Source organism: Streptomyces sp. NPDC104831 (assembly GCF_055583025.1).
Map to the genome: position 1 here is coordinate 77,163 of NZ_JBVJOT010000007.1, position 23,888 is coordinate 101,050.

The window sequence follows — 23,888 nt, forward strand, 5'->3', positions numbered from 1 at the left end:
GGGCCCGGGTTCCGTGAGGGAGGCCCGGGCCCCGGCCGTGCCGCGTCCGGCGTCCGGCGTCCGCTCAGGGCGCGGCCGGGGACTGCTCCGCCCACACCGTCTTGCCCGTCCGCTCGTGCCGGGTGCCCCAGCGCTCGGCGAGCTGGGCGACCAGCAGCAGGCCCCGGCCGCCCTCGTCGAAGATCCGGGCCCGGCGCATGTGCGGGGTGCTGCCGCCGGCGTCGTACACCTCGCAGATCAGGCCGGTGCCCGGGCGGAGCAGCCGCAGCCGGATGGGCGGGCGGCCGTAGCGGATGGCGTTGGTGACCAGCTCGCTGGCGATCAGCTCGGTGGTGAACACGGCGTCCGCCAGGCCCCAGGCGGACAGCTGCTCGTCCACGTACCGGCGGACCCGGGAGACCACGGTCGGCTCGTTGTCCAGTTCCCAGCAGGCCACCCGGTCCCCGTGCAGGGCCCGGGTGCGGGCCAGCAGCAGGGCGATGTCGTCCTCGGGGTGGTGGCCGAGCAGCTCGGTGAGGACCCGGTCGCACACCGAGTCCAGCGGGGACGCGGGGTCTTCGGCCGCCCTTTCCAGCGCCCGGCCGAGGGCGTGGTCGCGGGCCCCGGACGGCCCGTTCGCGCAGAGCGCGAGGACGCTGCCCTCGGGCAGTTCCGTCTCGACCGTCTCGAAGGGCGGCCCGCCCATGCCCAGCGGCGGACCGGCGGGCACGTCGAGGAAGCGGACGGCGCCGTCCGGGTCCGCCACGGCGGGCGGCGGATGCCCGGCCCGGGCCGCCGCGCACCGGCGCGAGACGGGGTCGTAGACGGCGTACAGGCAGGTGGTGCCGATGCCGCCGGCGGTCTCGCCGGCCGGGTCCGCGCTGCCCTCGTCGGCGGCCAGCCGCAGCACCAGGTCGTCCAGGTGGGTGAGCAGCTCGTCGGGGGGCAGGTCCACGTCGGCCAGGGTGCGCACCGCCGTGCGCAGCCGGCCCACGGCGGCGGAGACGCGGATGCCGTGGCCGACCACGTCGCCCACGACGAGCGCCACCCGCGCCCCCGACAGCGGGATCACGTCGAACCAGTCGCCGCCCGGACCGGCCCCGTTCACGGCCGGCAGGCAGCGGGTGGCGATCTCCAGGGCGGCCTGGACGGGCGGCGGGTGCGGGAGCAGACCGTGCCGCAGCGGCGCCGGAGCGCGGGGCGGGGCCTCGGCGCGGGCCTGCTCGACGCAGGCGGCGGCCTTGGCGGCGAACTCCTCGGCGAGCCGCACGTCCTCCGGTCCGAAGGGCCCCCGCCCCCAGGTGCGGCCGAACAGGGCCACGCCGAGCGGGTCGCCCCCGGTGAGCAGCGGCACCGCCAGCAGGAACCGCGTCCCGGACGCGCGCAGCCACCCGGCGCACGGGTCCAGCGCCGCCCACTCGGCGATGCCCGGTTCCGCCGTGTCGTACAGCAGCGGGCGGGCCGTCGCCAGGCACCGGGCGGGCGGCGAGCCGGCCGGGCAGACGACCGCCTCGCCGACGCAGGTGCCCCGGGCGGGCTCGCCTCCCGGGTCCGCGCGCAGGGCGGCCCGGCGCAGCACGACCTGGCCCGGCGGCGGGCCGCCGGCCCCGGAGCGCGGGTGGTCCAGCAGGTCGACCGTCATGGCGTCGGCCAGCCGCGGGACCGTGGCCTTGCCCAGTTCCTGGGCGGCGAGGACCTGGTCCGCCGCCCGGGCGCGGGCGTCGGGCTCGCCCGCCGGGCGCTGCCGGCCGGCGCCGCCGGGGGCCGGTGGCGGCAGGGACAGGCAGACGGCCCGGACCCGGCCGTCGGCGTCCTTCAGGGGGGTCAGGGCGGCGGCCCGGGGGAGGTCCGGGCCGAGCGGTCCGCGCGCCTCCTGCGGCCGGCCGGTCTCCAGCGCGGCCCGCATGGACCGCTCGGCCTCCTCGCTCGCGGCGCCGGGCACGATGTGGCCGAGGCGCAGCCCGCGCATCGCGGCCTCGGGCAGGGCGAGCGCCTCCTCCAGCCGGCGGTTGGCCCGCAGCAGGCGCAGGTCGGGGCCGAAGAGGGCCAGTGGAAAGGGGGACTGGAGGAAGGTCCACTCCTCCAGGGGGTCGCCCCGGGGCGGCTGCGGCCGGGCCGTCACCGCGCTCACCACGAGCCAGTCGGTGCGCCCGGTGCCGGAGGTCCGGCGGTGGGCGATGACGTCCAGCTCCAGGCGCCGGCCGTCCTGGTGGCGCAGCGGGACGGTCCCGTGCCAGCGGCCCTGCCCGGCCAGCGTGCGGCGGGTGGCGGCCGGGTCGGTGGCCGGGTCGGTGGCGAGCAGCGCGGCGGCGGGCCGGCCGATCACCGCCGGGGAGTCGTAGCCGAGCAGCCGGCGCGCGCCGTCGCTCCAGCCGGTCAGGATGCCCCGCTCATCGATGGTGGCCGTGGCCGTGTACGTCGACTGTCGCTCCATCGCCGCTCATCTCGCCCTTGCTCGGCAGGCTCTCCTGACCAGCATGATCCCGGACGGGGCGGAGCACCAACGCAGGGCCGCGGCGGGCGGGGACGGCCCCCGTCCGCCCCCCGTGCGCGCCGGACGCGCACGGGGTGTGCGCCGCAGCCGCCCCGCCCCGGGCCGGCCCGGGGGCCGGCCGCCGCCTCAGCCGTTGGCCAGGGCCTGCACCCGGTCCAGGGCGCCGTTGAACTTGTCGTGGTCGCCGACGGTCGGGCCGGAGGAGGTGTACTGCCACATGGTGTAGAACGACCACCCGGCCGGCAGGGTCCCCGGGTCGGTGGCGTAGCGGGCGATCCACAGCGGGTTGTTCACCGCGAAGCCGCCGTAGTTGCCGGTGCACTGGGTCCACCAGCTGGTGGCCGTGTAGATCACGGCGTACCGCCCGGTGCGCGCCTTGTAGGTGTTGACGAAGTCGGCGATCCAGCTGACCATCTGGCTCGCGGTCTTCCCGTAACACGCGGCGCCGTACGGGTTCCACTCGATGTCGAGGGCGCCGGGCAGGGTCTTGCCGTCCCCGGACCAGCCGCCGCCGTGGTCGACGAAGTAGTTGGCCTGGGTGGCGCCGCTGGTGGTGTCCGGGGTGGCGAAGTGGTAGGCGCCGCGGATCATGCCCACGTTGTAGGAGCCGTTGTACTGCTGGGCGAAGTAGGGGTTCGTGTAGTACGTGCCCTCCGTCGCCTTCGTGTACGCCCAGCGCACCCCGCTGCCCCACAGCGTGGACCAGGCGACGTTGCCCTGGTACGCCGAGACGTCCACGCCCTCGGTCTGGGTGGCGTCGCCGGTGCTGGGGGTGCCGTCCCGGCCGTCGTGGGCGAGGACGCCGATGCCCAGGTAGGCGGAGCCGCGGGCGGGCGTGCCCGCCGCCCGGGCTGAGGTGAGGGGCAGCGTGAGGGAGAGCGCCGCGAGCAGGGCCGTGACCAGGACGGCGAGGGGGCGCGGGCGCAGCGGACGGGTACGACGGGTGGGACCGGGTCTGAGCACGGTCATGGCGTGCCTCCGGGGTGGGGAGTGGGGGAGCGGGGTGGGGATCGTGGGGGGTGTCCGCCGACCGGCTGGGCGTGGGCATGCCAGTAAGGGCGTGGTAAAGAAGCTACGCACGTAGATGACGGCGTGGAAGAGGGTCCGGACGACGCCGTTGGTCTATGCCTGCGAAATACTGACCGAGCTGCGGCAATGACGACGTGTGACAGAAACTTTCAGGACTGCGAAACCGATCAGGGGTGCTGACGTGCACGAGGACAGAAACAGCGGGGGACTTCACGCCGCCAGCCAGGTGACGCCCAGTGGTGCAGACCAGGAATTCCTGGCACTGGAACGCGAGTTGACCGTGCTGCTGCGGCGCGCCCGGGCCAACCAGGCCGAGATGGCCCGCGAGGTCCACCCCGACCTGGAGTCCTCCGCCTACGGCCTGCTCATCCGGCTGGACGAACTCGGCGGCCAGCGGGCCACCGAACTCGCCGCCTACATCGGCGTCGGCAAGGCCACCATGTCCCGGCAGCTGCGCGCGCTGGAGGAACTCGGCCTGATCGCCCGCGAACCCGACCCGGCCGACGGCCGCGCCTGGCTGGTCACCCTCACCGAGGAGGGCAGCCGCCGCGTCGGCACCGTCCGCGAGGCCCGCCGCGCCCGCTACGTCCGCCAGCTCGCCCACTGGGACCGCCGTGAGGTCGCCGAGCTGGCCCGGCTGCTGCACGGACTGAACGACGTCATGGCGAAGTAGCGGCTCACAGCTCCGCGTACACCACCGTCGCGTCGTCATGCGTCTTGCCCCGCCCCAGGTACGCCCGCTCCCGACGGTCCGCCGCCTCCAGCTCCCGCACCCGCTCGACCAGCGACCGGGCACCCTCCTTGGCGACCACGTCGAACAGCGCCGTCCAGTCGCCCACGCGGAACGTCTCCGTCCAGCGGGCCGCGCCGTCCGTCAGCGCGGCCAGGGCCCGCACCGAGCGCCGGGGCAGTACACCGGTGACCGCCCGGGCCGCCACGGCCGGGTCGGCGGCGGCCGTGAAGAAGCCACCCTCCTTGTTGCGCACGTGCGCGTCGACCAGGGCGTCCGTGGCGAGCGCGGAGCGGGGCAGCCGGGCGAGCCGGTCGTCCAGCACCGGGGTCACCTCCCCGTCGGGCCCCCGCAGCAGCAGCGTCGAGTCGCACAGCACCAGGTACTCGACCTCGGCGGCCGACCAGCGGGCCAGGGCGACGGTTGCCTGGGGCGTTCGCGGGTGAGAAAGGTCACAGGTGCCCGCGTGGGCGTCGGCGGTGCGCCGGATCGCCCGCGCGAGAATCTCCGGCAGCGTCAGATCTCGGCCGGAAACGGTCAGTTCGGTCAGCGCCCCGCCCAGTCGCGCGGTGAACCAGGGCACGGAGTGCAGACAGCCCGCGCCGTCGTCCGGCGGCGTCACCCCGTCCAGGACGATCACGCAACCTCCCTGTCCGGAGGCGGGTAGTCCGACACCGGCGAAGTCCTCGTTGGGTCGGGTCGCGTCGCCGGGTTCCGAAACGAGATCAGTGCGCACCCGGTCAGTCTGCACGACCCCTTCACACAGTGCGCCAGGGGCCGGCCGACCCGCGGGATTCACGCGACCTCGCAGGTCAGGCGCCTGATTTGGGCAAGAATGAGGCACTCCGGGAAGACGTGGTGGCGAATATTGCCAAAGCCTGCCGCGCGCGTCCAACCGGCCCGCCACGCCGGAGTCCGGCACGCGCCGGAGGAACTTGCCCGCCAACTCCCCTCCGATGTTCACTCCTTCGGGTGGCGGGTCAGGTGATGCGCGGCCCCTGCCCACCGGCGCTGGGAGGGTCGGGAACCATACGAACCGGGTGTACGCACCACTTGGCCCCGAGATGACGGGGCGCCACCCGGGCCCCTGGGTACACGAGTTCAGGAATGCGAGCACCGGTGCAGAAGAAGCGGCCTCGGCGCACAGGCAGTCAGCCGGCCCCCGCGGGGACCGTCCCGCAGACCCCCGTGGGCACCGGCCGCCCCACCCATGTGCGCACCCGGCTGATCGTCGCCGTCGCCGTGGTGGCCGCCGCCGTGGCCGGAGCCGGCGCGCCCGCGCTGCTCACCGCCTCCCGGGACGTCGGCGACAGCCAGGAACTGGTGACGCTCGCCACCCGCACCCAGGACGCGCTCACCCTCGCCCACTCCCTCGCCGACGAACGCGACGAGGTCACCTCCTACGTCGCGGCCGGCCGCCCCAAGTCCAAGGCGCCCGCCGAGGACCGCAGCGCCCGCGTGGACCGGCAGGCCGGGGAACTGCGGGCCGACCCCGACCTCCCGGGCCGCCTGCGCACCGCCCTCGACGGCATCGACAAGGCCCGCCGGGCCGCCCTCACCGGCCGCACCGACGCCCTCCAGACCCACCAGGCCTACTCGGCGGCGATCACCGAACTGCACCGGCTCGCCGAGCGGCTGGCCGAGCGGATGCCCCCGCGGGCCGGCTCCGGCGCCCACGCCCTCGCCGAACTGGACTCCGCCGTCCAGCAGTCCGCCGCCGCCCGCGGCCTGCTGCTGGCCGCGCTGAACGTCCCGTCCCACGAGCGGACGGTCATCGACCCCGTCACCGGCCTGCCCACCACCTCCACCACCGGCGGCGACGCGGAGCGCAAGCAGCGCGACGCGCTCACCGCCGCCGCCCAGCAGGCCCGGCTGCGCGCCGACGCGGCCCTCGCCGGCTTCCGCGCGACCGCCCCCGAGGCGGCCGTCGACTCCTACGACTCCACGGTCACCGGAGCCGAGGTCAACTCGGCCGAGAAGTACCTGGCCAAGCTCACCGGCCGGCCGACCCTCGCCGACGGCGAACCGACGGTCGGCACCAAGAAGCTGGACGCGGCCCTGTCCGCCCGCGTCGACCTGATGCGCGGCGCCGAGTCCGCGCTCTACGACCACCGCACCAAGGACCTGGAGAAGCTCCGGGACGACGACGTCACCGCCCTGGAGATCCGCGTCGCCGTCCTCGGCGTGCTGCTGCTGGTCGCGGTCGGCGTCGCCACCGCCATGGCCCGCAGCCTGACCCGCCCGCTGTCGGTGCTGCGCCGCGGCTCGGCCCGGCTGGCCGAGGCCGAGGACCCGGCGGCCCAGGACCCGATCGCCTTCACCGGCCGCAACGACGAGTTCGCCCAGGTGGTGCGCTCGGTCAACGCCCTGCACGCGCACGCCGCCGCCCTGCACGAGCGGGTGGCCACCCTGGAGACCGACCGCAAGCACCTGGTGGGCCAGCGCCAGAGGATGGCCGACGCCCGCGAGGAACTGCGCGCCGAGCTGGCCGAGTCCGCCGCCCAGCTGGAGCGGCTGCGCACCAGCATCGGCTCCACCTTCGTCAACCTGGCCCTGCGCACCCTCGGCCTGGTCGAGCGCCAGCTCGCGGTCATCGAGGGCCTGGAGGAACGGGAACAGGACCCCGAGCGCCTGTCCACCCTGTTCAAGCTGGACCACTTCGCCACGGTCATGCGCCGGCACAGCGAGAACCTGCTGGTCCTCGCCGGTACCGAGCACGTCCAGCAGCACCCCGGCCCGGTGCCGCTGGTCGACGTGGTCCGCGCGGCGGTCAGCGAGATCGAGCGCTACGAACGCGTCCGCATCGCCGCCCTGCCCCCGCACGCGCACCTGGCCGGGTTCGCCGCCGACGACCTCTCCCACCTGCTGGCCGAACTGATGGAGAACGCCACCTCGTTCTCCCCGCCGGACCTGCCGGTGGAGGTCTCCGGCTGGCTCCTGGAGTCGGGCGAGGTCATGCTCTCCGTCCAGGACGAGGGCATCGGCGTGGCCAAGGAACGCCTGGCCCGCCTCAACGCCCGCCTCGGCGACTTCGACCCCCGGTCGCTCTACGACCAGGAGGACGCCGACGGCCTCGGCCTCGGCCTGTACGTCGTCGCCCGCCTCGCCCACCGCCACGGCGTCCGGGTCCAGCTGCGCGAGCAGAAGCAGGGCGGCACCGCGGCGGTCGTGGTCCTGCCGGCCCAGCTCCTCGCCGAGGCCCCGTCGGCGACCCTCCCGCCGTCGAGCGCGTCCGGCAGCACCACGGGTACGTACACCCTCCCGGGCGCCGACGCGGAGGCCAACTCCAACGTCCTGCGGGCCCGCACCAAGGACCCGCTGGTGGCCCTGGCCGAACAGGCCGTACGGGACACCCACGAACAGGCCACCCCGCCCGCCGGGCCCACGGAGACCCGCCCCAAGCCGGCGGAGAGTCCCGCCGAGACCACGATGGAACTCCTGCTGCCGACACCCCAGGAGGAGCCGGCGCGGCGGGAGGACGCGACGGAACCGGGGGATGCGGCCGGCACCCCGACGACGCCGCCCACGCCGGCCGCCGGGGGCGAGCACACCCCGCAGGGGCCGCCCGCGGCCGCCGACGAGGCCCGCACGGGCGGCACGGGCGCGAACCCGGACGCCGCCGAAGGCGAAGCCGGCGCGCACGCGCCGGCCGAGGACCCGGAGGCGGACGCCGAGGAGCGGCTCACCAGCAAGGGTCTCCCCAAGCGCACGCCCAAGATCACCGCCCCCGCCGCCCCGGCCGGCCAGCGCGGCACCCGCGTCGACGCCGAGGCCCTGCGCCGCAGGCTCGGCGGCTTCCGCAACGGCGCCGAGGCCGGCTACCGCGACGTAGAGGCGGAGATCGCCGAGAAGACGGCCGGCCACCGGCGGCCGGCCAGCTACGCACACGCCGAAGAAGCCACGGGGGGCACAGCCGAGGAGGCAAGCAGTTGACCGCGCCCACAACCTACGGACTGAGCAGTGAAGCCCGTAACCTGCACTGGCTGCTGACCAACCTGGTCGAGGAAGTACCCGGCATCCAGTCCGTCGCCGTGGTCTCCTCGGACGGACTGCTGCTGCTGTCGTCCGATCCGGCCCACACGGAGCAGTCCCGTGCGGCCCGACCGGCGAAGGGCCCGCGCGGCTCCTCCGCCGACCTCGCCACCATCGTCTCCGGCATCGGCAGCCTCACCGTGGGCGCCGCCCGGCTGCTGGAGTTCGGCGGGGTCAAGCACACCATGATCGCGATGGACGAGGGCAGCCTGTTCGTGATGTCGATCAGCGACGGCTCGCTGCTCGGCGTGCACGGCAGCGCCGAGTGCGACATGAGCGTCGTGGCGTACCACATGGCGCTGTTCGTGGGCCGTGCCGGGCACGTCCTGACGCCCGAACTCCGCAGCGAGCTGCGGAAATCCATGGAGTCCGAGTCGACGGGGAGCACCCGGTGAGCGGCCCCGCGAACGAGCCCGGCAAGCAGCGGCTCCCGGTACGCGGCGGCGACCGCAAGCCCGCCCGCGTCCGCCCCTACTCGCTCACCGGCGGCCGTACCCGCTTCGGCCACGTCCTCCTCGTGGAGACGTTCGTGGCGGCGCTGGAGGCCCCGGAGGAGCGCAAGGAACTGACGCAAGGCCCGCAGGGCGCCCCGGGCATGCCCGAGATGCGGGCCATCGTCGAACTCTGCCGCCGTATGCGCACGGTGGCCGAAATCGCCGCGCTGCTGAAGATGCCGCTCGGCGTGGTCCGCGTCCTCCTGAGCGATCTCGCGGACCAGGGAAAGATCCGTGTGTACGGCACCGGAACCGGTCACGGCACCGGCCGCCCGGACCGCGCGCTGCTGGAAAGGGTGCTGAGTGGACTCCGCCGTCTCTGACGCCACCGCCGCCTTCGGGGGACCGTCCCTCGCCGCCTCCTTCGGCGAGCCGGACGAGGACCTGAAGGCCTGGCAGACCGACCGCACGCGCGCTCCCATCGCGACGAAGATCGTGGTGGCGGGCGGCTTCGGCGTCGGCAAGACCACCCTGGTCACCTCCGTCTCGGAGATCACGCCCCTGCAGACCGAGGCGCTGATGACCGAGGCCAGCGAGGGCACCGACGACCTGTCGGCCACGCCGGGCAAGCTCACCACCACCGTGGCCATGGACTTCGGCCGCATCACGCTCGACGACGACCTGGTGCTCTACCTGTTCGGCACGCCGGGCCAGCAGCGGTTCTGGTTCATGTGGGACGACCTGGTGCGCGGCGCGATCGGCGCCGTCGTCATGGCCGACACCCGCCGGCTGAAGGACTGCTTCCCCGCGCTGGACTACTTCGAGAGCTGCGGGCTGCCCTACGTCGTGGCGGTCAACCACTTCGACGGCAGCGAGCGGTTCGACCCGGAGGACGTCCGGGAGGCGCTGACGATACCGGCGCACATCCCTGTCATGATCATGGATGCGCGACGGCGGTTCTCGGCCATCGAGACCCTCCTGGCCCTCGTCGGCCACGCGCTGGACGAAACCCCCGAGTAGTCCGGTCCCAGCCCCCGTAGGAGACACCACCGCATGCGGAAGATACTCGTCGTCGGAGCCGGCCAGTCCGGCCTCCAGCTCGCCCTCGGCCTGCAGTCGCACGGCTACGAGGTCACCCTGATGTCGAACCGGACCGCGGACGAGATCCGCACCGGCCGTGTCATGTCGACGCAGTGCATGTTCCACACGGCACTCCAGCACGAGCGCGACCTGCAGCTGAACTTCTGGGAGTCCCAGGCCCCGAAGATCGAGGGACTCGGCGTCTCGGTCGCCGCGCCCGGCTCGCACGACCCGGGCCCCACCCAGCGGGCCATCGACTGGGTGGGCAGGCTGGACGGGTTCGCGCAGTCGGTGGACCAGCGGGTGAAGATGGCCGGCTGGATGGAGACCTTCGCGCAGCGCGGCGGCCAGCTGGTCATCCACGGCGCGGCCGTCGGCGACCTGGACTACTTCTCCCGCACCTACGACCTCGTCCTGGTCGCGGCCGGCAAGGGCGAGCTGGTGTCGATGTTCGCCCGCGACCCCGAGCGCTCGCCGTACGCCGAGCCGCAGCGCGCGCTGGCGGTGGCGTACGTGCACGGGCTCGGCCCGCGCCCGGAGCACCCGGAGTTCGACGCGGTCCGCTGCAACCTGGTCCCCGGCGTCGGCGAGCTGTTCGTCATGCCGACCCTGACCCTGTCCGGGCGGGCCGACATCCTGTTCTGGGAGGGCATACCCGGTGGCCCGCTCGACGCCTTCCGGGGCGTCAAGGACCCGGCCGAGCACCTCTCCCTGACCCTGGAACTCATGGAGCGGTTCACGCCCTGGGAGTACGCGCGGGCCACGAAGGCCGAACTGACCGACGCGGGCGGCACGCTGGCCGGGCGCTACGCCCCGACCGTGCGCAACCCCGTCGGCCGGCTGCCCTCGGGCGGTCTGGTCCTGGGCGTGGCCGACGTGGTCGTGGCCAACGACCCGATCACCGGCCAGGGCTCCAACTCGGCGTCCAAGTGCGCGGCGGCCTATCTGGCGTCGATCCTGGAGCGCGGTGACAAGCCCTTCGACGAGGAGTGGATGCGCGCCACCTTCGACCGCTACTGGACCACCGCCCAGCACGTCACCAAGTGGACCAACGCCATGCTGGCCCCGCCGCCCGAGCACGTGCTGAACCTCATCGGCGCGGCCGGCTCGCTCCAGCCCGTGGCGGACCGTTTCGCCAACGCGTTCAACGACCCGTCCGACTTCGAGAACTTCTTCTACGACCCGGAGAAGACGGCCGCCTACCTGGGGTCCCTCACGGAAGCCTGATGGTTTTGTCCCCCTTTTGACACCTGATACCGGCGGGGGGACGCTGGGACAGGTGTGCAGGGGGGACAAGCCATGGAGGAGTTTCCATGAACGCTCGTCGTGTACGCCTCGCGGTTCTGGCACCCCTGGCGGTGTCGTCGCTCGCGTTGGGGTCGGTGACGTTCTCCGCCTCGACAGCGGCGGCGGCATCGCCCACCTGCGGCGTCAGAAGCACCGAGAACCCGAAGAACCTGCTCGTCAGCGGCAAGGACTTCAAGCCGAACAAGGCCGTGGCCGTCGAGTCGGGCAGCGGTGCCGAGGGCAGCGTGAAGGCGGACGCCGGCGGCGGCTTCTCCCTGACGGTCACCGACGCGAGCGGCACCGTCAGCGCCCAGCAGATCGGCGGCCCCGAGGTCAAGTGCGGTACGGCCGAGGAGGGGGAGCAGAAGAACGCCAAGGAGCAGTACAACGAGGGCTTCGACAAGGGGTTCGCGGCCGTGAAGCGCAGCTGCAGCGCGCGGGACGAGCAGCATGGCCTCGTGGCCGTGGACGAGAACTTCAAGCAGGGGTTCAAGGACGGGGCGAAGCAGGCGCGCGACCAGTTCTGCGACTAGGGCGCGGCCGTCACTGCGGCGCCGGCTGCGGCCGGACCGCGCCGAGCACCGGGTGGGACGCGAGCGGTGAGACCTTCACCCTCCCGCCCGGTCTCGGCGCCTGGACGACCTTCCCGTCGCCGACGTACATCGCCACGTGGGTCGCCTCGGGGAAGTACACCACCAGGTCTCCCGGGCGCAGCCGGCGCAGCGGGACCCTGGTCAGCCGGGCCCACTGCTCCTGGCTGGTGCGCGGGACCGCGACGCCCGCCCGGGACCAGGCCCGGGAGGTCAGTCCCGAGCAGTCGAAGGCGTCCGGGCCCGCCGCGCCCCACCGGTAGGGCTTGCCGACCTGGTCCAGCGCGTAGCGGACCGCGCGCTCGGCGGCGGGGGCGCCGGCCGCCGGGGCCGCGGGGCGGTCGTCGGGCAGGGCGCCCGCCGTGACCAGTTCGCGCTGGGCCTCGGCGATCGACCGCTCCTCCAGCCGGGCCACGGCCGCGAGCCGGTCCGGGGTGAGGGTGGCCAGCACGCGTTCCACGTCGGCCAGTCTCCTTCGGACGTCGTCGCGCTGCCTCTTCTGCCGGGCGGCCAGGCCGAGCTGGGTGTCCAGTGCCTTCCGGGCCGCGCGGGCCAGGGCGTCCCGGCGCCGCTCGGCGGTGGTCAGCCGGGCCACCGTACGGGCCCGTTCGCGCGCCAGCTCCCCGATGACGTGCCCCTCGTCCAGCGCGTGCTGCGGATCGCGCGCGAGCAGGAGGCGGACGTAGGGACCGAGGCCGCCGCCGCTCTGGTACTGCTGCCGGGCCAGCCGGCCGGCGTCCAGCCGCGTGGTGCGCAGGGCCAGCCGGGCGCGGGCGAGTTCCCCGTCCAGCCGGGCGACCTCGGCGCGCTGCCGCTCCAGTTTCTCCGTGGTGGCGTTGTAGGTCTCGGTGGCCTGCTCGGCCTGCCGGTACAGCCGCTGAAGATCCGTCAGCAGCCGGGCCACGGAGGGCTGTGTGCCGGACGCGGCCGGGGCCGGTCGCGCGTCGGGCACGGCCAGGGACGGCCGTGGGTCCGGTACGGCCGCGGCGGGCACGGGTGCGAGGACGGCCTGGGCCGCCACCGCGGCCGTACCGGCCAGACGCACGAGCACTCCTGACACGACATCACCTCCGGCGCGGGGAGAACGGTCCCTCCGCCTCCCGTCGCACGGTGATAATCAGACGTGTCGGCACACAATATGCGGGAAGCCTGCGCGATTCGGCGCACCGCTTTCACTCGTTCGTGTCAGCCGGCTTGCCGGATCGCGGGGCGTCCGGCCGGGGAGCGGACGCGGCGGCCGGCTTGGACCAGGGCCACCTGAGCCGACCGCCGGAGGTGTCGTCGGGGTCGTACCGGTACTTCCAGCCCCGCACCAGTCCGAGTCGCCGGCTGTGCCCGCGCGGCTCGCGCCGGTAGACCAGCACCGTGGGCCGGCCGCCGTCCGGGTCCGGGACGGGGATGCGGTACGTCTTCGGGGGGTGCCCGGTGGGGCCGAGCAGGACGGGCAGCACGCGCCCGTCCATGGGGCCGCCCTCGAAGGGGGTGTCCTGGCTCTTCACGGGGCCGGTACCCGGCCGTCCTCGGAGAGCGTGGCGACGAGCGCCGCCGTCTGCGGGTCGCGGCCCGCCGTGACCGTGAGGACGGCCACGAACTGCTCCACCAGCCAGTCCCGCAGCTCCGCGGGCGGCGGCTGTTTGTCGTTGTCCAGCCAGATCAGGGAGGCCGCCTCCACGGCCGCGATCCACATGCGCACGGTCATCCGCAGCGGCCGGCCGGGATCGGCGACCTCCAGGTGCTGGTAGATGTGGTCGGCGGCGGACCGGCGCACCCCGTCCACGATGGCGGTGGTGCGCTTGGTCTCCACCACGCTGCCGCCCTGGAGCAGCGCGCTGAACCCGGTGTCGTGCTGGTCGACGAAGGCCAGATAGCGGTCGAGGACACGGGACAGGCGGGACAGCGCGGACGTCTCGTGGGGTTCGTCGAAGCACTGGTTCAGCTGCTCGGCGGCCGACCCGAGCGCGGCCTCGTAGAGCTGCTGCTTGCCGCCCGGGAAGTAGCGGTACACCAGGGGACGCGAGACTCCGGCCGCCTCCGCCACGTCATCGAGGGACACGTCCTCGGGCGCGCGGTGCGCGAAGAGCGAGAGCGCGGCGTCGAGGAGCTGGCTTCGTCGCTCCTCGACGCTCAGGCGGCGGTATGCGGGGGTGGCCGACGGGGTCATGGCGGTCAGCCTAACCGCCGGGGTGGGCCCGCCCCGCGGCGTGCGCGGGCGGCCGGGGGGCACTCGCGCCGTGCTCCGCGCCCCCGGGCGGGGTGCCGGGGTCACGCCAGGAGACCCGACGCCCTCCACAGCCGGCGCCCCACGCCCCGCAGGACACCGATGTCGTCCAGGAAATCGGTCAGCCGCTTGGCACCCGTCTGCATGATCTCGCGGCGGTGCCCGCTCGCCTTCACCTGGGCCATCGCCTCCCGCTTGTCCAGACCCACGTTCGTGTACACCTCCGGGTTGACGAAGGCGACCGAGAACACCCGGGCGAACTCGCCCGAGGTGACCCGGGTGAACTCCTGCGACCACTTCGGCGCGGTCACCATCTGGCGCCGCAGCTCCTCACGGGCGTACCGGACGTGCCGGGCCTCCTCCACCACGTGGATCCGCGTGACGCCCCGGATCAGCGGCTGGACCCGCTCGTCGGGGAAGGTCAGCCGCTGCATCCAGTCGAGGACCTCCTCGCCGAGCAGCGTGGCGGTGAAGGAACCGGGCGTGGTCGAGATCGTCTTGAACAGCCGGCCCAGGTTCTGGTGGGTCCGGCTCACCGGGTACCAGGGGGTGTCGCCGCGCGATATCAGGCGCGCGAACATCTTCGAGTGCCGGCACTCGTCCTCGATCTCGGTGAGGGCGTACCGCACGTGCGCGCTCGTCGCCGCCTTGTCGTAGATGTGCCGGACCAGCAGCTGCATCAGGATCAGCTCGAACCAGATGCCGAGCGAGGCCAGCGCCGCGGCCTCGTGCTGGGAGAGCAGGATGCGCTGCTCCTCGCTCATCCGCCGCCACATCGGGGTGTCGTACAGCGAGACCAGCTCCGGCGGCCAGAACCACTTGCCCTCCTCGAAGGGCGCGTCCCAGTCCAGCTCCTTGTCCGGGTCGAAGGAGTGCTTGGCGGAAGAGGCGAGCAGCCGTTCGGCCACTTGTTCCCGGTCCTTGAGCAGGCCGAGCGCGTCGCGCAGCCCGTCCAGCGCGTCCGCTTCCGTCAGGGTCGTCATGGCTCCCTCACCTCGTTACCCGGGGGTAGTCGTCCTGTTCTTATAAGACTCCCTGTCAGTAAGGTCGTCAATCCCCCGCGCAGGACTTGTTGACGCGGCGGCCGGGCGTGAGCCTGGGAAGTATGCGGACCCATGAGCTGTACGCCGACGATCCGGGAGACTCCCCCTGGCAGGTGCCCGCCACCGGCGCGGCCCGGTTCAGCTGGGAGTACGACGACGGGCGCGACCGTCTGTTCGCCCTGTACCAGAAGGGCAAGGACAAGCAGTGGGACGGGCGGACCCGCATCGACTGGGACCTGGAGGTGGACCCGTACGACCCCCTCGGCACACCCGAGGAGGCCATGGCCCTGTACGGCACCCGCCATTGGGACAGGCTCTCCGAGCGGGACAAGGGCGAACTGCGCCGGCACTACGCCTCCTGGCAGTTCAGCCAGTTCCTGCACGGCGAGCAGGGCGCGATGATCTGCGCGGCGCGGATCGTGGAGTCGGTGCCCGACCTGGACGCCAAGTTCTACTCCGCGACCCAGACCGTGGACGAGGCCCGGCACGCCGAGATATACGGGCGGTTCCTGCACGAGAAGGTGGGCCTGCTCTACCCGGTCAACGACGACCTCCGGGCGCTGCTCGGCGACACCCTGCGCGACAGCCGCTGGGACATGCCCTACCTGGGCATGCAGGTGCTGATCGAGGGACTGGCGCTGGCCGCCTTCGGTATGATCCGGGACACCACGGACAAGCCGCTGCCGCGGCAGATCCTGACCTACGTCATGCAGGACGAGGCCCGGCACGTGGCCTTCGGCCGGATGGCGCTGCGCGACTACTACCGGCAGCTCACGGACGCCGAACTGCGCGAGCGCGAGGAGTTCGTCATCGAGGGCTGCCACCTGATGCGCGACCGGCTGCGCGGGGTGGAGGTGCTGGAGAACTTCGGCATCCCGAGGGCCGAGGCGGCGCGGATCAGCGAGGACTCCGAGTTCCTGCGGCTGTTCCGCAAGCTGCTGTTCAGCCGGATCGTCCCGTGCGTCAAGGACATCGGCCTGTGGGGCAGGCGCCTTCAGCAGGCCTACGCCGACATGGGCGTCTTCGAACTCGGCGACTTCGACCTCGACCGGCTGATGGCACAGGACGAGGAGTCGGCCGACCGGCTGGACGCCGAACGCTTCGCCGCGGAGGAACGGCGACGGGTGGCGGAGGTGGAGGCGGCGATCGAGTCGGGCACGGCGGAGGACTGACCGGACGCCCGGGAGGCGGCGGGCCGGCGCCGGGGGTGCGCGGGACGCGGTGCCGGGCGGGTCGGCGGGGTGCAGTAGCGTGCTGGCGTGTCCATGCCTCCGTCGCAGCCGCCGCCGTACCCGGGGCCCTACGGCCAGCAGCCCCCGCAGGCCGCCCCCGGCCCGTACGGCCCGCCGTACCCCCAGCAGGCGCCGTTCCCGCAACAGCAGCCGTACCCGCCACAGCAGCAGCCGTACCCGCAGCAGCCGTACCCGCCGCAACAGCAGCCGTACCCCCCGCAGCAGCCCTACCCCGGCTGGGGCGTGCCGCCCATGGTGCCGCCGCCGAGGAAGCGCCGGATCGGGCTGGTGCTCGGCATCGTGGGCGGAGTCGTCACGGTCGTCGTCGCCGGTCTCGTGGTGCTCGGCCTGGTGGCCGACAGCGGTTTCCCGGCGGCCCGGTACAAGCTGGTCCTGCCGCACCGCCTGCTGGACGGCGAGTACACCCTCGCCGAGGACCTCTCCGGCACCGAGGGCAAGGGGATCGAGGACGAGGCCGACGGCGCCTGGGACGCCAGGGACGTCCACGCCACCGTCGGCCGCTACAGCCCGCCCGGCGACGACTCCCGGGCCATGCTGCTCGTCTCCGGCATGTACGGCCGGTTCAAGAACACCCCCGCGATCCGCCGCGGCCTGCTCAAGGGCGCCGCCGAGGCCGACGGCGTCACCGTCGAGCGGCCCGCGCGGGACGTCACCCCGTCCGGCGCCGCCACTCCCGTCAGCTGCCAGGTGCTCACCCAGAAGAGCGCCGCGGTCACCCTGACCTACGGCGTCTGCGCCTGGGCGGACGGCAACACCGCGGCCGTCGTCGGCAATGTGGACCGCTCCGTGCGGGACCCCGCCGACGTGGACCTCCAGGAGGCCGCCCGCACCACCCTGCGGATCCGCTCCGAGATGCGGCGGCCCGCCGGCTGACCCGCCCTCACCCGCCGAGCACGGCCCGCATCACCTCCCGCGCGATCGGGGCCGCGACGCCGTTGCCGCTGATCTCGCCCCGGTCCGCCGACGCGTCCTCCACCACCACCGCGACCGCCACCTGCGGCTGCGGGGCGTCCTCGGACTTCGCCCAGGAGACGAACCAGGCGTACGGCACCCCCGTGTTGCCGACCCCGTGCTGCGCCGTGCCGGTCTTGCCGCCGACCAGCACGCCGGGCAGGGACGCGTTGGTGCCGGTGCCCTCCCGGACCACCCCGGCCATCAGCTCCGCGAGCCGCGCCGCGGTGGCCGGCCGCATCACCTGCCGGCCCGGCCGGGCCCCGCTCCCGGACAGCGTCTCGCCGCCGTGCCGGGTGGTTCGTTCCACCAGGTACGGCGGGCGCAGCACACCCCCGTCCGCGACCGCCGCCGCGACCATCGCCATCTGCAACGGCGTGGCCCGCGTGTTGTACTGCCCGATCGAGGACAGCGCGAGCTGCGCCCGGTCCACCCGGGTGTCGAACGTACTGGGCGCCACGGAGAAGGGGACGCGCACCTCGGTGTCGTTGAACCCGAACGCCTGCGCCATGGCCACCATGTCCCGCACCCCCACGTCCACGCCCAGCTTGGCGAAGACCGTGTTGCAGGACCACTCGAAGGCGTCCCGCACCGAGGCGTCCGCACAGCCGTCGCCCTCGTTGGTCAGCCGCGTGGTGGTGCCGGGCAGCCGGTAGGGATCGGGGGAGTCGGTGCGCTCGTCCAGGTCCGTGACCACGCCCGCGTCCAGCGCCGCCGCCGCGGTGACCACCTTGAACGTCGACCCCGGCGGATACGTCTGCCGCACCGCCCGGTTGAGCATCGGCTTCTCCGGGTCGTGGTTGAGCCGGGCCCACGCCGCCGTCACCGCCTCGCTGTTGCCCGACAGCTCCGCCGGGTCGTACGACGGGCTGGTCACCAGCGCCAGGATCCGGCCCGTGGCCGGCTCCACCGCCGCCACCGCGCCCTTGCGCCCGGCCAGCCCCCGGTACGCGGCCTCCTGCGCCCGCCGGTCGAGGGTGGTGACCACGTCACCGCCCGGAGCGCGCCCCCGTGTCACGTCGCGCCACAGCGGCAGCGGCGCGAGCAGCGGATCGGTGCCGGACAGCACCCCGTCCTCGGTGTGCTCCAGGAACGTGGTGCCGTACTTCTGCGAGGAGAACCCGGTGACCGGCGCGTACAACGGCCCGTCCGCGTAGGTGCGTTCGTACCGCAGCTGCTCGCCGGTGTCCACCGACCCGGTGACCGGCCGGCCGTCCACCAGGACGTTCCCGCGCGGCTGCTGGTATCGGGCGATCACGGCCCGCCGGTCGGCCGGGTTGGCGTCGTACTCCCGGGACCGCACGACCTGCACCCGGGCCGCGTTGGCCAGCAGCGCCGCCAGCAGCAACGCGCAGAACGCGCGGGCGTGCCGGATGTACCGCGCCATCGGCCGCCCGCCCTCGGGCAGCGAGCCGTACTCGGTCACGGCGCCTCCCGGCCGTCGTACTGGCTGCGCGCCGAATCGCTCACCCGGACCAGCAGTGCCACGATCGCCCAGTTGGTGACCACCGACGAGCCGCCCTGGGCGAGGAACGGCATCGCCATGCCGGTCAGCGGGATCAGCCCGGTCACCCCGCCCGCGATCACGAACACCTGGAGCGCCACGATCGAGGCGAGCCCCACCGCGAGGAGCCGGCCGAACGGCTCGCGCAGCGCCAGCCCCGCCCGGTAACCGCGCTCCACCAGCAGCGCGTACAGCAGCACGATCGCCGCGAGCCCCGCGAGTCCCAGCTCCTCCCCGGCCGTCGCCAGGATGAAGTCCGACTTGGTCGCGAAGCCGATCAGGATGGAGTGCCCGAGCCCGAGCCCGGCGCCCAGGATCCCGCCGGCCGCGAAGGCGAACAGGGACTGGGCGAGCTGGTTGGGACCCCGCCCGGCCTCGATGGTGGCGAACGGGTGCAGCCAGTCCTCGATCCGCCCGCCCACGTGCGGCTCCAGCCGTCCCACGGCGACGGCGCCGAGCACGGCGAGCAGCAGCCCCACCGCGATCCAGCCGGTGCGCCCGGTGGCCACGTACAGCAGCACCACGAACAGCCCGAAGAACAGCAGCGAGGTCCCGAGGTCCCGCTCCAGCACCAGCACGCCCACGCTCACCAGCCAGATCGTCAGGATCGGCCCGAGCACCCGGCCGGTCGGGAACTGCAGCCGCCACAGCCGGCGCCCGGTGTACGCCAACGCGCTGCGGTTGGCGGCCAGATAGGCGGCGAAGAACACCGCGAGCAGCACCTTCGCGAACTCGCCGGGCTGGAAGGAGAACCCGGCGATCCGGATCCAGATCCGGGCCCCGTTGACCGCCGGGAACAGGATCGGCAGCGCCAGCAGGGCGAGGGCGGCCACCACGCAGACGTACGCGTACCGCTGGAGCACCCGGTGGTCCCGCAGCACCAGCACGACACCGATGAACAGGCCGACGCCCAGCGTGGACCACACCAGCTGGGTCGGGGCCGCCCGGTCGCCCGGTGTCTCCAGGTCCAGCCGGTAGATCAGGACCAGCCCCAGCCCGTTGAGCAGCATCCCGATGGGCAGCGGCAGCGGATCGGCGTACGGCGCCCGGATGCGCACCGCGATGTGGGCGAACAGGGCGAGCACCCCGAGCCCGGCGCCGTATCCGACGGCACCCGGCGGGACGGTCCCGGACCGGGCCAGCCCCACCGCGCAGTAGCCGTACACGGACAGCAGGACGGCCAGCACGAGCAGGGACAGCTCGACGCCCCGGCGCCGGGGAAGACGCACGGCGCGCGCGGGAGCGGGTACCGCCGCCAGGGTGCTTCCGGCCTTCGTCATGACCGGAACTTACCGAAATGGGGGGTCTTGTGCCCATTGTTCGGTGGCCGGGCGCGCCCCGGGCGAACGCCCGAGGAGCGCAGCGCCGTATCGGCGTGCGGCCCCGCCGCGCGGGCGCGCCCGGCCGCACACGGCCAAGAGCCCGGAAACCGACTGGCCCGGAAACCGCCCCAGGCCCCGGGTGCTACTCGCCCCCGGGCAGCCGCAACGTCGCCACCGCGCCCCCGTCCGCCGCGTTGCCGAAGCCCAGCGCGGCGCCCAGCACCTCCGCCTGCCCCACCGCGATGGTCAGCCCCAGCCCGTGCCCGGTCGCCCCGCCCTCCGTGCGGAACCGCTGCGGCCCGTGGGTCACCAGGTACTCCGGATACCCGGCCCCGTGATCCCGCACGGTCACCACCGGCCCGTCCACGGTCAGCACCACCGGAGGGGCACCGTGCCGGTGCGCGTTGGCCACCAGGTTGCCCAGCACCCGCTCCAGCCGCCGCCGGTCGGTCTCCACCCGGACGTCCCGCTCCACGCGCACCTCGGTGTCGGTGCCCGAGGCCCGCACCACCCGCTCGGCCAGCGCGCCGAGCGCCTCCGTGCCGAGCTCCAGCCGCTCCCGCCCGGTGTCCAGCCGGGAGATCTCCAGCAGGTCCTCGGTGAGGGTGCGCAGCGCCGCCACCCGGTCCCGCACCAGCTCCGTGGGACGGCCCGGCGGCAGCAGCTCGGCCGCCGCGTGCAGCCCGGTCAGCGGGGTGCGCAGCTCGTGCGCCACGTCCGCGGTGAACCGCTGCTCGCTGAGCAGCTTGCCCTGCAACGAGGCCGCCATCGAGTCCAGCGCGGCGGCCACGGCGGCGACCTCGTCCGGCGGCCGGGACGGATCCTTCGTACGGGGGTCGTTCACCCGGGCGTCCAGGTCGCCCGCGCTGATCCTGCGCGCCACCCGCGCGGTGCCGTGCAGCCGCCGGGTCACCCGGGTCACCGCGAACACGCCGACCAGCACGGTCGCCCCGATCGCCAGCCCCGACGACCACACGATCGACCGGTCCAGACCGGCGATGGTGCGGGCCTGCTGCGAGTAGTCGACCGCCACGCCCAGCGCCCGGTGCCCGGCCACCGGCCCCGCCGCCCACATGGCCGGACGCCCCCGGTAGGCCGCGACCATCGTGCCGCGCTGCCCGGCCACCGCCAGCCGGCGCAGCTCCGAAGGCAGCTCCGCGGGCTCCACCCGGGCACCCGGCAGCAGCCTGTCCCCGGCCTCGTACGCCTCGGTGGCGTCCGCCAGCCGGGACAGCGCCAGGTCACGGGCCTGGCCGACGGTCTGGTCGGTCACCGAGACGTGCACCAGCACACCCAGCAGCGCGGCCAGCGCGCAGCACATCACCGTCATGAAGGCGGCGGCCTTGACGGCGAGCGCCCCGGACCAGTGCGGCAGCGTGAGCCTCATCGCGCACCCGGGGAGGCCGAGGGGGACGGGGACGGCTTCCGCTTGCCGTGCCGCCCGTCGCCGACGTGCAGGTACTCGTCGCGGGAGAACACCATCGCGCGCTGGCCCGGGTCCCACACCCAGGTGGTGCGGTACTCGTAGCCGGAGGTGTCGGCGGGGGAGCGCTCGATCAGCGCCCGCCCGGCCAGCTCCACCCCGGTGAGCGCGTCGTTGTCGGCCAGCACCTGCACCAGCCGGCGCCCCTCGACGGTGTAGACCCGCACCGCCGTCTGGTTGGTCGGGTACAGCCGGAAGCCGAGCGTCAGATCCGCCCGGCCGTCCCCGGTCAGGTCCCGGTAGTACGGCTTGAGCAGCGGACAGCGGGCCCGCTGTCCGCCCGGCCGGCACTGCCGCATCCGGTCCACCGTCGCGTGGTAGGCCCCCTTGGGTCCGTAGTCGCCCGGGTGCGCCGCCAGCTCCGCCTCGACGACGTCCACCGGGTCCACCTTCCGTACGTCCCCGGCGGGCACCGTGACGCCCTTGACGGTCTCCCGGGTCGACACGGCGTACGGGTAGGCCGGGCTGGACGCCGGCCTGAGGTCCGGCCACAGCCGGGCGGGGCTGACGGCGGTCGTGGTGGGCCCGGCGCCGCGCAGCCCGCCGGTGTCCCCGCAGGCCGACGCCGTCGCGGACAGCAGGACGACGGCGGCCAGGGAGAGGGCGGTGCGCGCGGAACGACGGGCTGGCATCCCTACATTCTGACGGAAGTCTGCTTTGTACTGCTTCGCGCGCCGGGCACGAGGGGCGCGGGGAGCTACTCGGCCAGCTCCTCCAGCAGCCGCACGGTCGCGAGCCCCGTCCGCAGATACTCCACGAACAGCTCGTTGTGCAGCGCCCACGCCGAGCGCCGGGCCCGGATCAGCTGGATCGCCTGGTCGGCCGTGTCACCCCGCTGGACCAGCGCGTGCGCGACGACCAGCCCCGAGCGGTTGTACCCGTGGTAACAGCGCACGAGCACCCGGCGGCCCGCCTCCAGCGCCTCGTTCACCGCCCCGGCCAGCCGGATCACCCCCGCCAGCTGCGTGCCGTCCAGCGGTCCGTCCGGTATCGGCCACACATGGTGCTCCACGCCCGGATCGGGCCCGTACCCCGGCAGCCGCAGCAGCGTCTGCACGACGTCGAACTCGTCCCGTACGACGGCGAGCTCCAGCCGTCCGGAACGGTCCCGGAACTCGTGGCCGCCCATCCACAGACCGGGCACGATCTCGTTCCACGCGCTCTCCGGAGCCGGCACGCCGGGCTGCATTCCGCGGGTCCGCAACGGTCCCTCCCCAAGTCCCCGCACAGGGCCGCCTCCACGGTAACCGGTCTTGCCCCCGGAGCGCCCCGCCTGTTCCCATGGTCGAGGGGTGATGGCGCATGAGCGGACTGCGCGTGGTGCCGGCCTTCCGGCACGGTGGTGAGCGGCTGTACGTCTGCCGCGAGGACGGAGCCGGCATCGCCTGGTACGACCGTGAGGCCGGCCGGGTCAACCTCCTCGGCGAGGACAGCCGGGACGCCGTGCTGGAGGCCCTGGGACCCTTCCTCACCGGCCCGGTGACCGTGGGCCCGCCCCCCGTCCCGACCCCCGCCGAACTCGCCCGGCTGACCCTGCACCCGGACGACGACCTGGCCCCCAACCGCCCCGGCGAGGCCCTGCTCGTCGCCCTGGACCGCCACCCCGGCCCCGCGCACCGGCTGCGCCCCGACCCCCGGCGGCGTGCGCTGACCGCCGAGCGGACCGTCGGCCGGGCACTGGACGCGCTGGAGGGCGCCGGCTGGCACACCCTGCACTCCGTCCCGCTGCCCGGCGGCGACCGCGTCCACCACCTGGTGATCGGACCCGGCGGCCTGTTCGCCGTCCACGCCCTGTACGCCCGCCGGGCCCGGGTCCGGATCGCCGACCCGATGGTCGCCCTGGGCCGCCGCGAGGCCGAGCCGCTGCTGCGCCCGCTGCGCTCCGCCGCCGACCGCGCCTCCTACGCGCTGACCGCCGAGGTCCGCCCGGTGCTGGCCCTGGTGGACCCGGCCGAGGTCACCGTGACGGCGCCGCCGCGGGGGGTGCGGATCCTGCGGGACCCGGAACTGGCCGACCTGGCCCGGCTGGGCGGGGTGCTCAAGCCGGCGGACGTGGAGGCACTGCACGGGATGGCCCGGGACCGCAACGTCTGGCGCAGGGTCTGAGCACCGCCCGCCGCACTGCCCTGCCCCGGCCGGCCCTGCCCGGCCCCGCCCGGAGACCATCCGCCTCGCTGTCCTGCCCCGCCCCGTCCCGCTGCCCCGCCCCGCGGCCGTCCGCCGCCATGCCCTGCCCCGCTGCCCTGCCCTGCCGCGACCCGGCAACCGCCCGCCGCACCGCCCTGCCCCGGCCGGCCGGCCGGCCCGGCCCCGCCCGGAGACCGTCCGCCGCGCTGTCCTGCCTCGCTGTCCTGCGCCGCCCCGTCCCGTCCCGCTGCCCCGCCCCGTCCCGCGGCCGTCCGCCGCGCTGCCCCGGCCGGCCCGGCCCCCCCGCCCGCCCGGAGGCCGTCCGCCGGGCC

Annotated in this window: 22 protein-coding genes; 10 read left to right on the plus strand and 12 right to left on the minus strand. The window is 74.4% G+C overall.

The genetic code is table 11. From position 1 onward, the window contains the following. Positions 1-64: 64 nt before the first annotated feature. Both ACZ63H_RS07210 and ACZ63H_RS07215 read right to left on the minus strand, forming a co-directional pair. Positions 65-2,413, minus strand: a complete 2,349-nt coding sequence (locus ACZ63H_RS07210) for a SpoIIE family protein phosphatase (RefSeq protein WP_469862835.1) — start codon at positions 2,411-2,413, stop codon at positions 65-67. A gap of 186 nt (positions 2,414-2,599) precedes the next feature. Further along, positions 2,600-3,442 carry a lysozyme gene (locus ACZ63H_RS07215; RefSeq protein WP_469862836.1) on the minus strand — a complete coding sequence of 281 codons (843 nt, stop codon included), beginning with the start codon at positions 3,440-3,442 and terminating at the stop codon, positions 2,600-2,602. 241 nt (positions 3,443-3,683) lie between these two features. Between ACZ63H_RS07215 and ACZ63H_RS07220 the strand changes: the two genes are divergently transcribed. Further along, the gene (locus tag ACZ63H_RS07220; RefSeq protein WP_358688584.1) at positions 3,684-4,175 is read left to right on the plus strand and encodes a MarR family winged helix-turn-helix transcriptional regulator; all 492 of its coding nucleotides are present in this window, start codon (positions 3,684-3,686) and stop codon (positions 4,173-4,175) included. A 4-nt stretch (positions 4,176-4,179) separates the two neighbouring features. Here ACZ63H_RS07220 and ACZ63H_RS07225 read toward each other — a convergent pair whose 3' ends face one another. Then, on the minus strand, positions 4,180-4,968 hold the full coding sequence (locus tag ACZ63H_RS07225) for a protein phosphatase 2C domain-containing protein (RefSeq protein WP_469862837.1): 789 nt from the start codon (positions 4,966-4,968) through the stop codon (positions 4,180-4,182). A gap of 383 nt (positions 4,969-5,351) precedes the next feature. Between ACZ63H_RS07225 and ACZ63H_RS07230 the strand changes: the two genes are divergently transcribed. The 6 genes from ACZ63H_RS07230 to ACZ63H_RS07255 all read left to right on the plus strand — a co-directional run bounded on the left by ACZ63H_RS07230 (position 5,352) and on the right by ACZ63H_RS07255 (position 11,598). Beyond that, positions 5,352-8,165 carry a sensor histidine kinase gene (locus tag ACZ63H_RS07230; RefSeq protein WP_469862838.1) on the plus strand — a complete coding sequence of 938 codons (2,814 nt, stop codon included), beginning with the start codon at positions 5,352-5,354 and terminating at the stop codon, positions 8,163-8,165. After that, positions 8,162-8,659 (plus strand): roadblock/LC7 domain-containing protein, encoded by a 498-nt coding sequence (locus tag ACZ63H_RS07235; protein WP_318201427.1) that lies wholly within the window; start codon positions 8,162-8,164, stop codon positions 8,657-8,659. The genes ACZ63H_RS07230 and ACZ63H_RS07235 overlap by 4 nt, the downstream gene beginning before the upstream one ends. Next, entirely contained in the window at positions 8,656-9,081 is a 426-nt protein-coding gene (locus ACZ63H_RS07240) for a DUF742 domain-containing protein (protein WP_469862839.1), read from the plus strand. The genes ACZ63H_RS07235 and ACZ63H_RS07240 overlap by 4 nt, the downstream gene beginning before the upstream one ends. Then, positions 9,062-9,718 (plus strand): GTP-binding protein, encoded by a 657-nt coding sequence (locus ACZ63H_RS07245; protein WP_469862840.1) that lies wholly within the window; start codon positions 9,062-9,064, stop codon positions 9,716-9,718. The genes ACZ63H_RS07240 and ACZ63H_RS07245 overlap by 20 nt, the downstream gene beginning before the upstream one ends. A gap of 33 nt (positions 9,719-9,751) precedes the next feature. Further along, a complete protein-coding gene (locus ACZ63H_RS07250; protein ID WP_469862841.1) occupies positions 9,752-11,005 on the plus strand; it encodes a styrene monooxygenase/indole monooxygenase family protein in 1,254 nt (417 codons plus the stop codon). Between the two features lie 86 nt (positions 11,006-11,091). Further along, positions 11,092-11,598: a hypothetical protein gene (locus tag ACZ63H_RS07255; RefSeq protein WP_469862842.1), complete on the plus strand. Its 507-nt coding sequence runs from the start codon at positions 11,092-11,094 to the stop codon at positions 11,596-11,598. Positions 11,599-11,608: 10 nt separating this feature from the next. Here the strand turns inward: ACZ63H_RS07255 and ACZ63H_RS07260 are convergent, their stop codons facing one another. From ACZ63H_RS07260 to ACZ63H_RS07275, 4 genes are all read right to left on the minus strand, one after another. After that, the gene (locus tag ACZ63H_RS07260) at positions 11,609-12,715 is read right to left on the minus strand and encodes a C40 family peptidase (RefSeq protein ID WP_469862843.1); all 1,107 of its coding nucleotides are present in this window, start codon (positions 12,713-12,715) and stop codon (positions 11,609-11,611) included. A 112-nt stretch (positions 12,716-12,827) separates the two neighbouring features. Further along, a complete protein-coding gene (locus ACZ63H_RS07265) occupies positions 12,828-13,154 on the minus strand; it encodes a hypothetical protein (protein ID WP_469862844.1) in 327 nt (108 codons plus the stop codon). Further along, positions 13,151-13,816 (minus strand): TetR/AcrR family transcriptional regulator, encoded by a 666-nt coding sequence (locus tag ACZ63H_RS07270; protein WP_469862845.1) that lies wholly within the window; start codon positions 13,814-13,816, stop codon positions 13,151-13,153. The genes ACZ63H_RS07265 and ACZ63H_RS07270 overlap by 4 nt, the downstream gene beginning before the upstream one ends. A 101-nt stretch (positions 13,817-13,917) precedes the next feature. Beyond that, the gene (locus ACZ63H_RS07275) at positions 13,918-14,856 is read right to left on the minus strand and encodes an AurF N-oxygenase family protein (protein WP_469862846.1); all 939 of its coding nucleotides are present in this window, start codon (positions 14,854-14,856) and stop codon (positions 13,918-13,920) included. A 122-nt stretch (positions 14,857-14,978) separates the two neighbouring features. Between ACZ63H_RS07275 and ACZ63H_RS07280 the strand changes: the two genes are divergently transcribed. Together ACZ63H_RS07280 and ACZ63H_RS07285 are read left to right on the plus strand one after the other, a co-directional pair. Next, entirely contained in the window at positions 14,979-16,088 is a 1,110-nt protein-coding gene (locus ACZ63H_RS07280) for a ferritin-like domain-containing protein (RefSeq protein ID WP_469862847.1), read from the plus strand. A 93-nt stretch (positions 16,089-16,181) separates the two neighbouring features. Continuing rightward, positions 16,182-17,042 carry a hypothetical protein gene (locus ACZ63H_RS07285; protein WP_469862926.1) on the plus strand — a complete coding sequence of 287 codons (861 nt, stop codon included), beginning with the start codon at positions 16,182-16,184 and terminating at the stop codon, positions 17,040-17,042. A gap of 7 nt (positions 17,043-17,049) precedes the next feature. Here ACZ63H_RS07285 and ACZ63H_RS07290 read toward each other — a convergent pair whose 3' ends face one another. From ACZ63H_RS07290 to ACZ63H_RS07310, 5 genes are all read right to left on the minus strand, one after another. Beyond that, complete coding sequence (locus tag ACZ63H_RS07290) at positions 17,050-18,507, minus strand: penicillin-binding transpeptidase domain-containing protein (RefSeq protein ID WP_469862927.1); 1,458 nt, start codon at positions 18,505-18,507, stop codon at positions 17,050-17,052. 35 nt (positions 18,508-18,542) lie between these two features. Continuing rightward, positions 18,543-19,904 carry an FtsW/RodA/SpoVE family cell cycle protein gene (locus ACZ63H_RS07295; RefSeq protein WP_469862848.1) on the minus strand — a complete coding sequence of 454 codons (1,362 nt, stop codon included), beginning with the start codon at positions 19,902-19,904 and terminating at the stop codon, positions 18,543-18,545. Between the two features lie 184 nt (positions 19,905-20,088). Beyond that, positions 20,089-21,333 (minus strand): ATP-binding protein, encoded by a 1,245-nt coding sequence (locus ACZ63H_RS07300; protein ID WP_469862849.1) that lies wholly within the window; start codon positions 21,331-21,333, stop codon positions 20,089-20,091. Beyond that, positions 21,330-22,061 carry a hypothetical protein gene (locus ACZ63H_RS07305; protein WP_469862850.1) on the minus strand — a complete coding sequence of 244 codons (732 nt, stop codon included), beginning with the start codon at positions 22,059-22,061 and terminating at the stop codon, positions 21,330-21,332. The genes ACZ63H_RS07300 and ACZ63H_RS07305 overlap by 4 nt, the downstream gene beginning before the upstream one ends. Before the next feature lie 65 nt (positions 22,062-22,126). Next, the gene (locus ACZ63H_RS07310) at positions 22,127-22,633 is read right to left on the minus strand and encodes a protein-tyrosine phosphatase family protein (protein WP_469862851.1); all 507 of its coding nucleotides are present in this window, start codon (positions 22,631-22,633) and stop codon (positions 22,127-22,129) included. Between the two features lie 98 nt (positions 22,634-22,731). Between ACZ63H_RS07310 and ACZ63H_RS07315 the strand changes: the two genes are divergently transcribed. Next, a complete protein-coding gene (locus ACZ63H_RS07315; protein ID WP_469862852.1) occupies positions 22,732-23,535 on the plus strand; it encodes a nuclease-related domain-containing protein in 804 nt (267 codons plus the stop codon). The last annotated feature ends 353 nt before the right edge of the window (positions 23,536-23,888 follow it).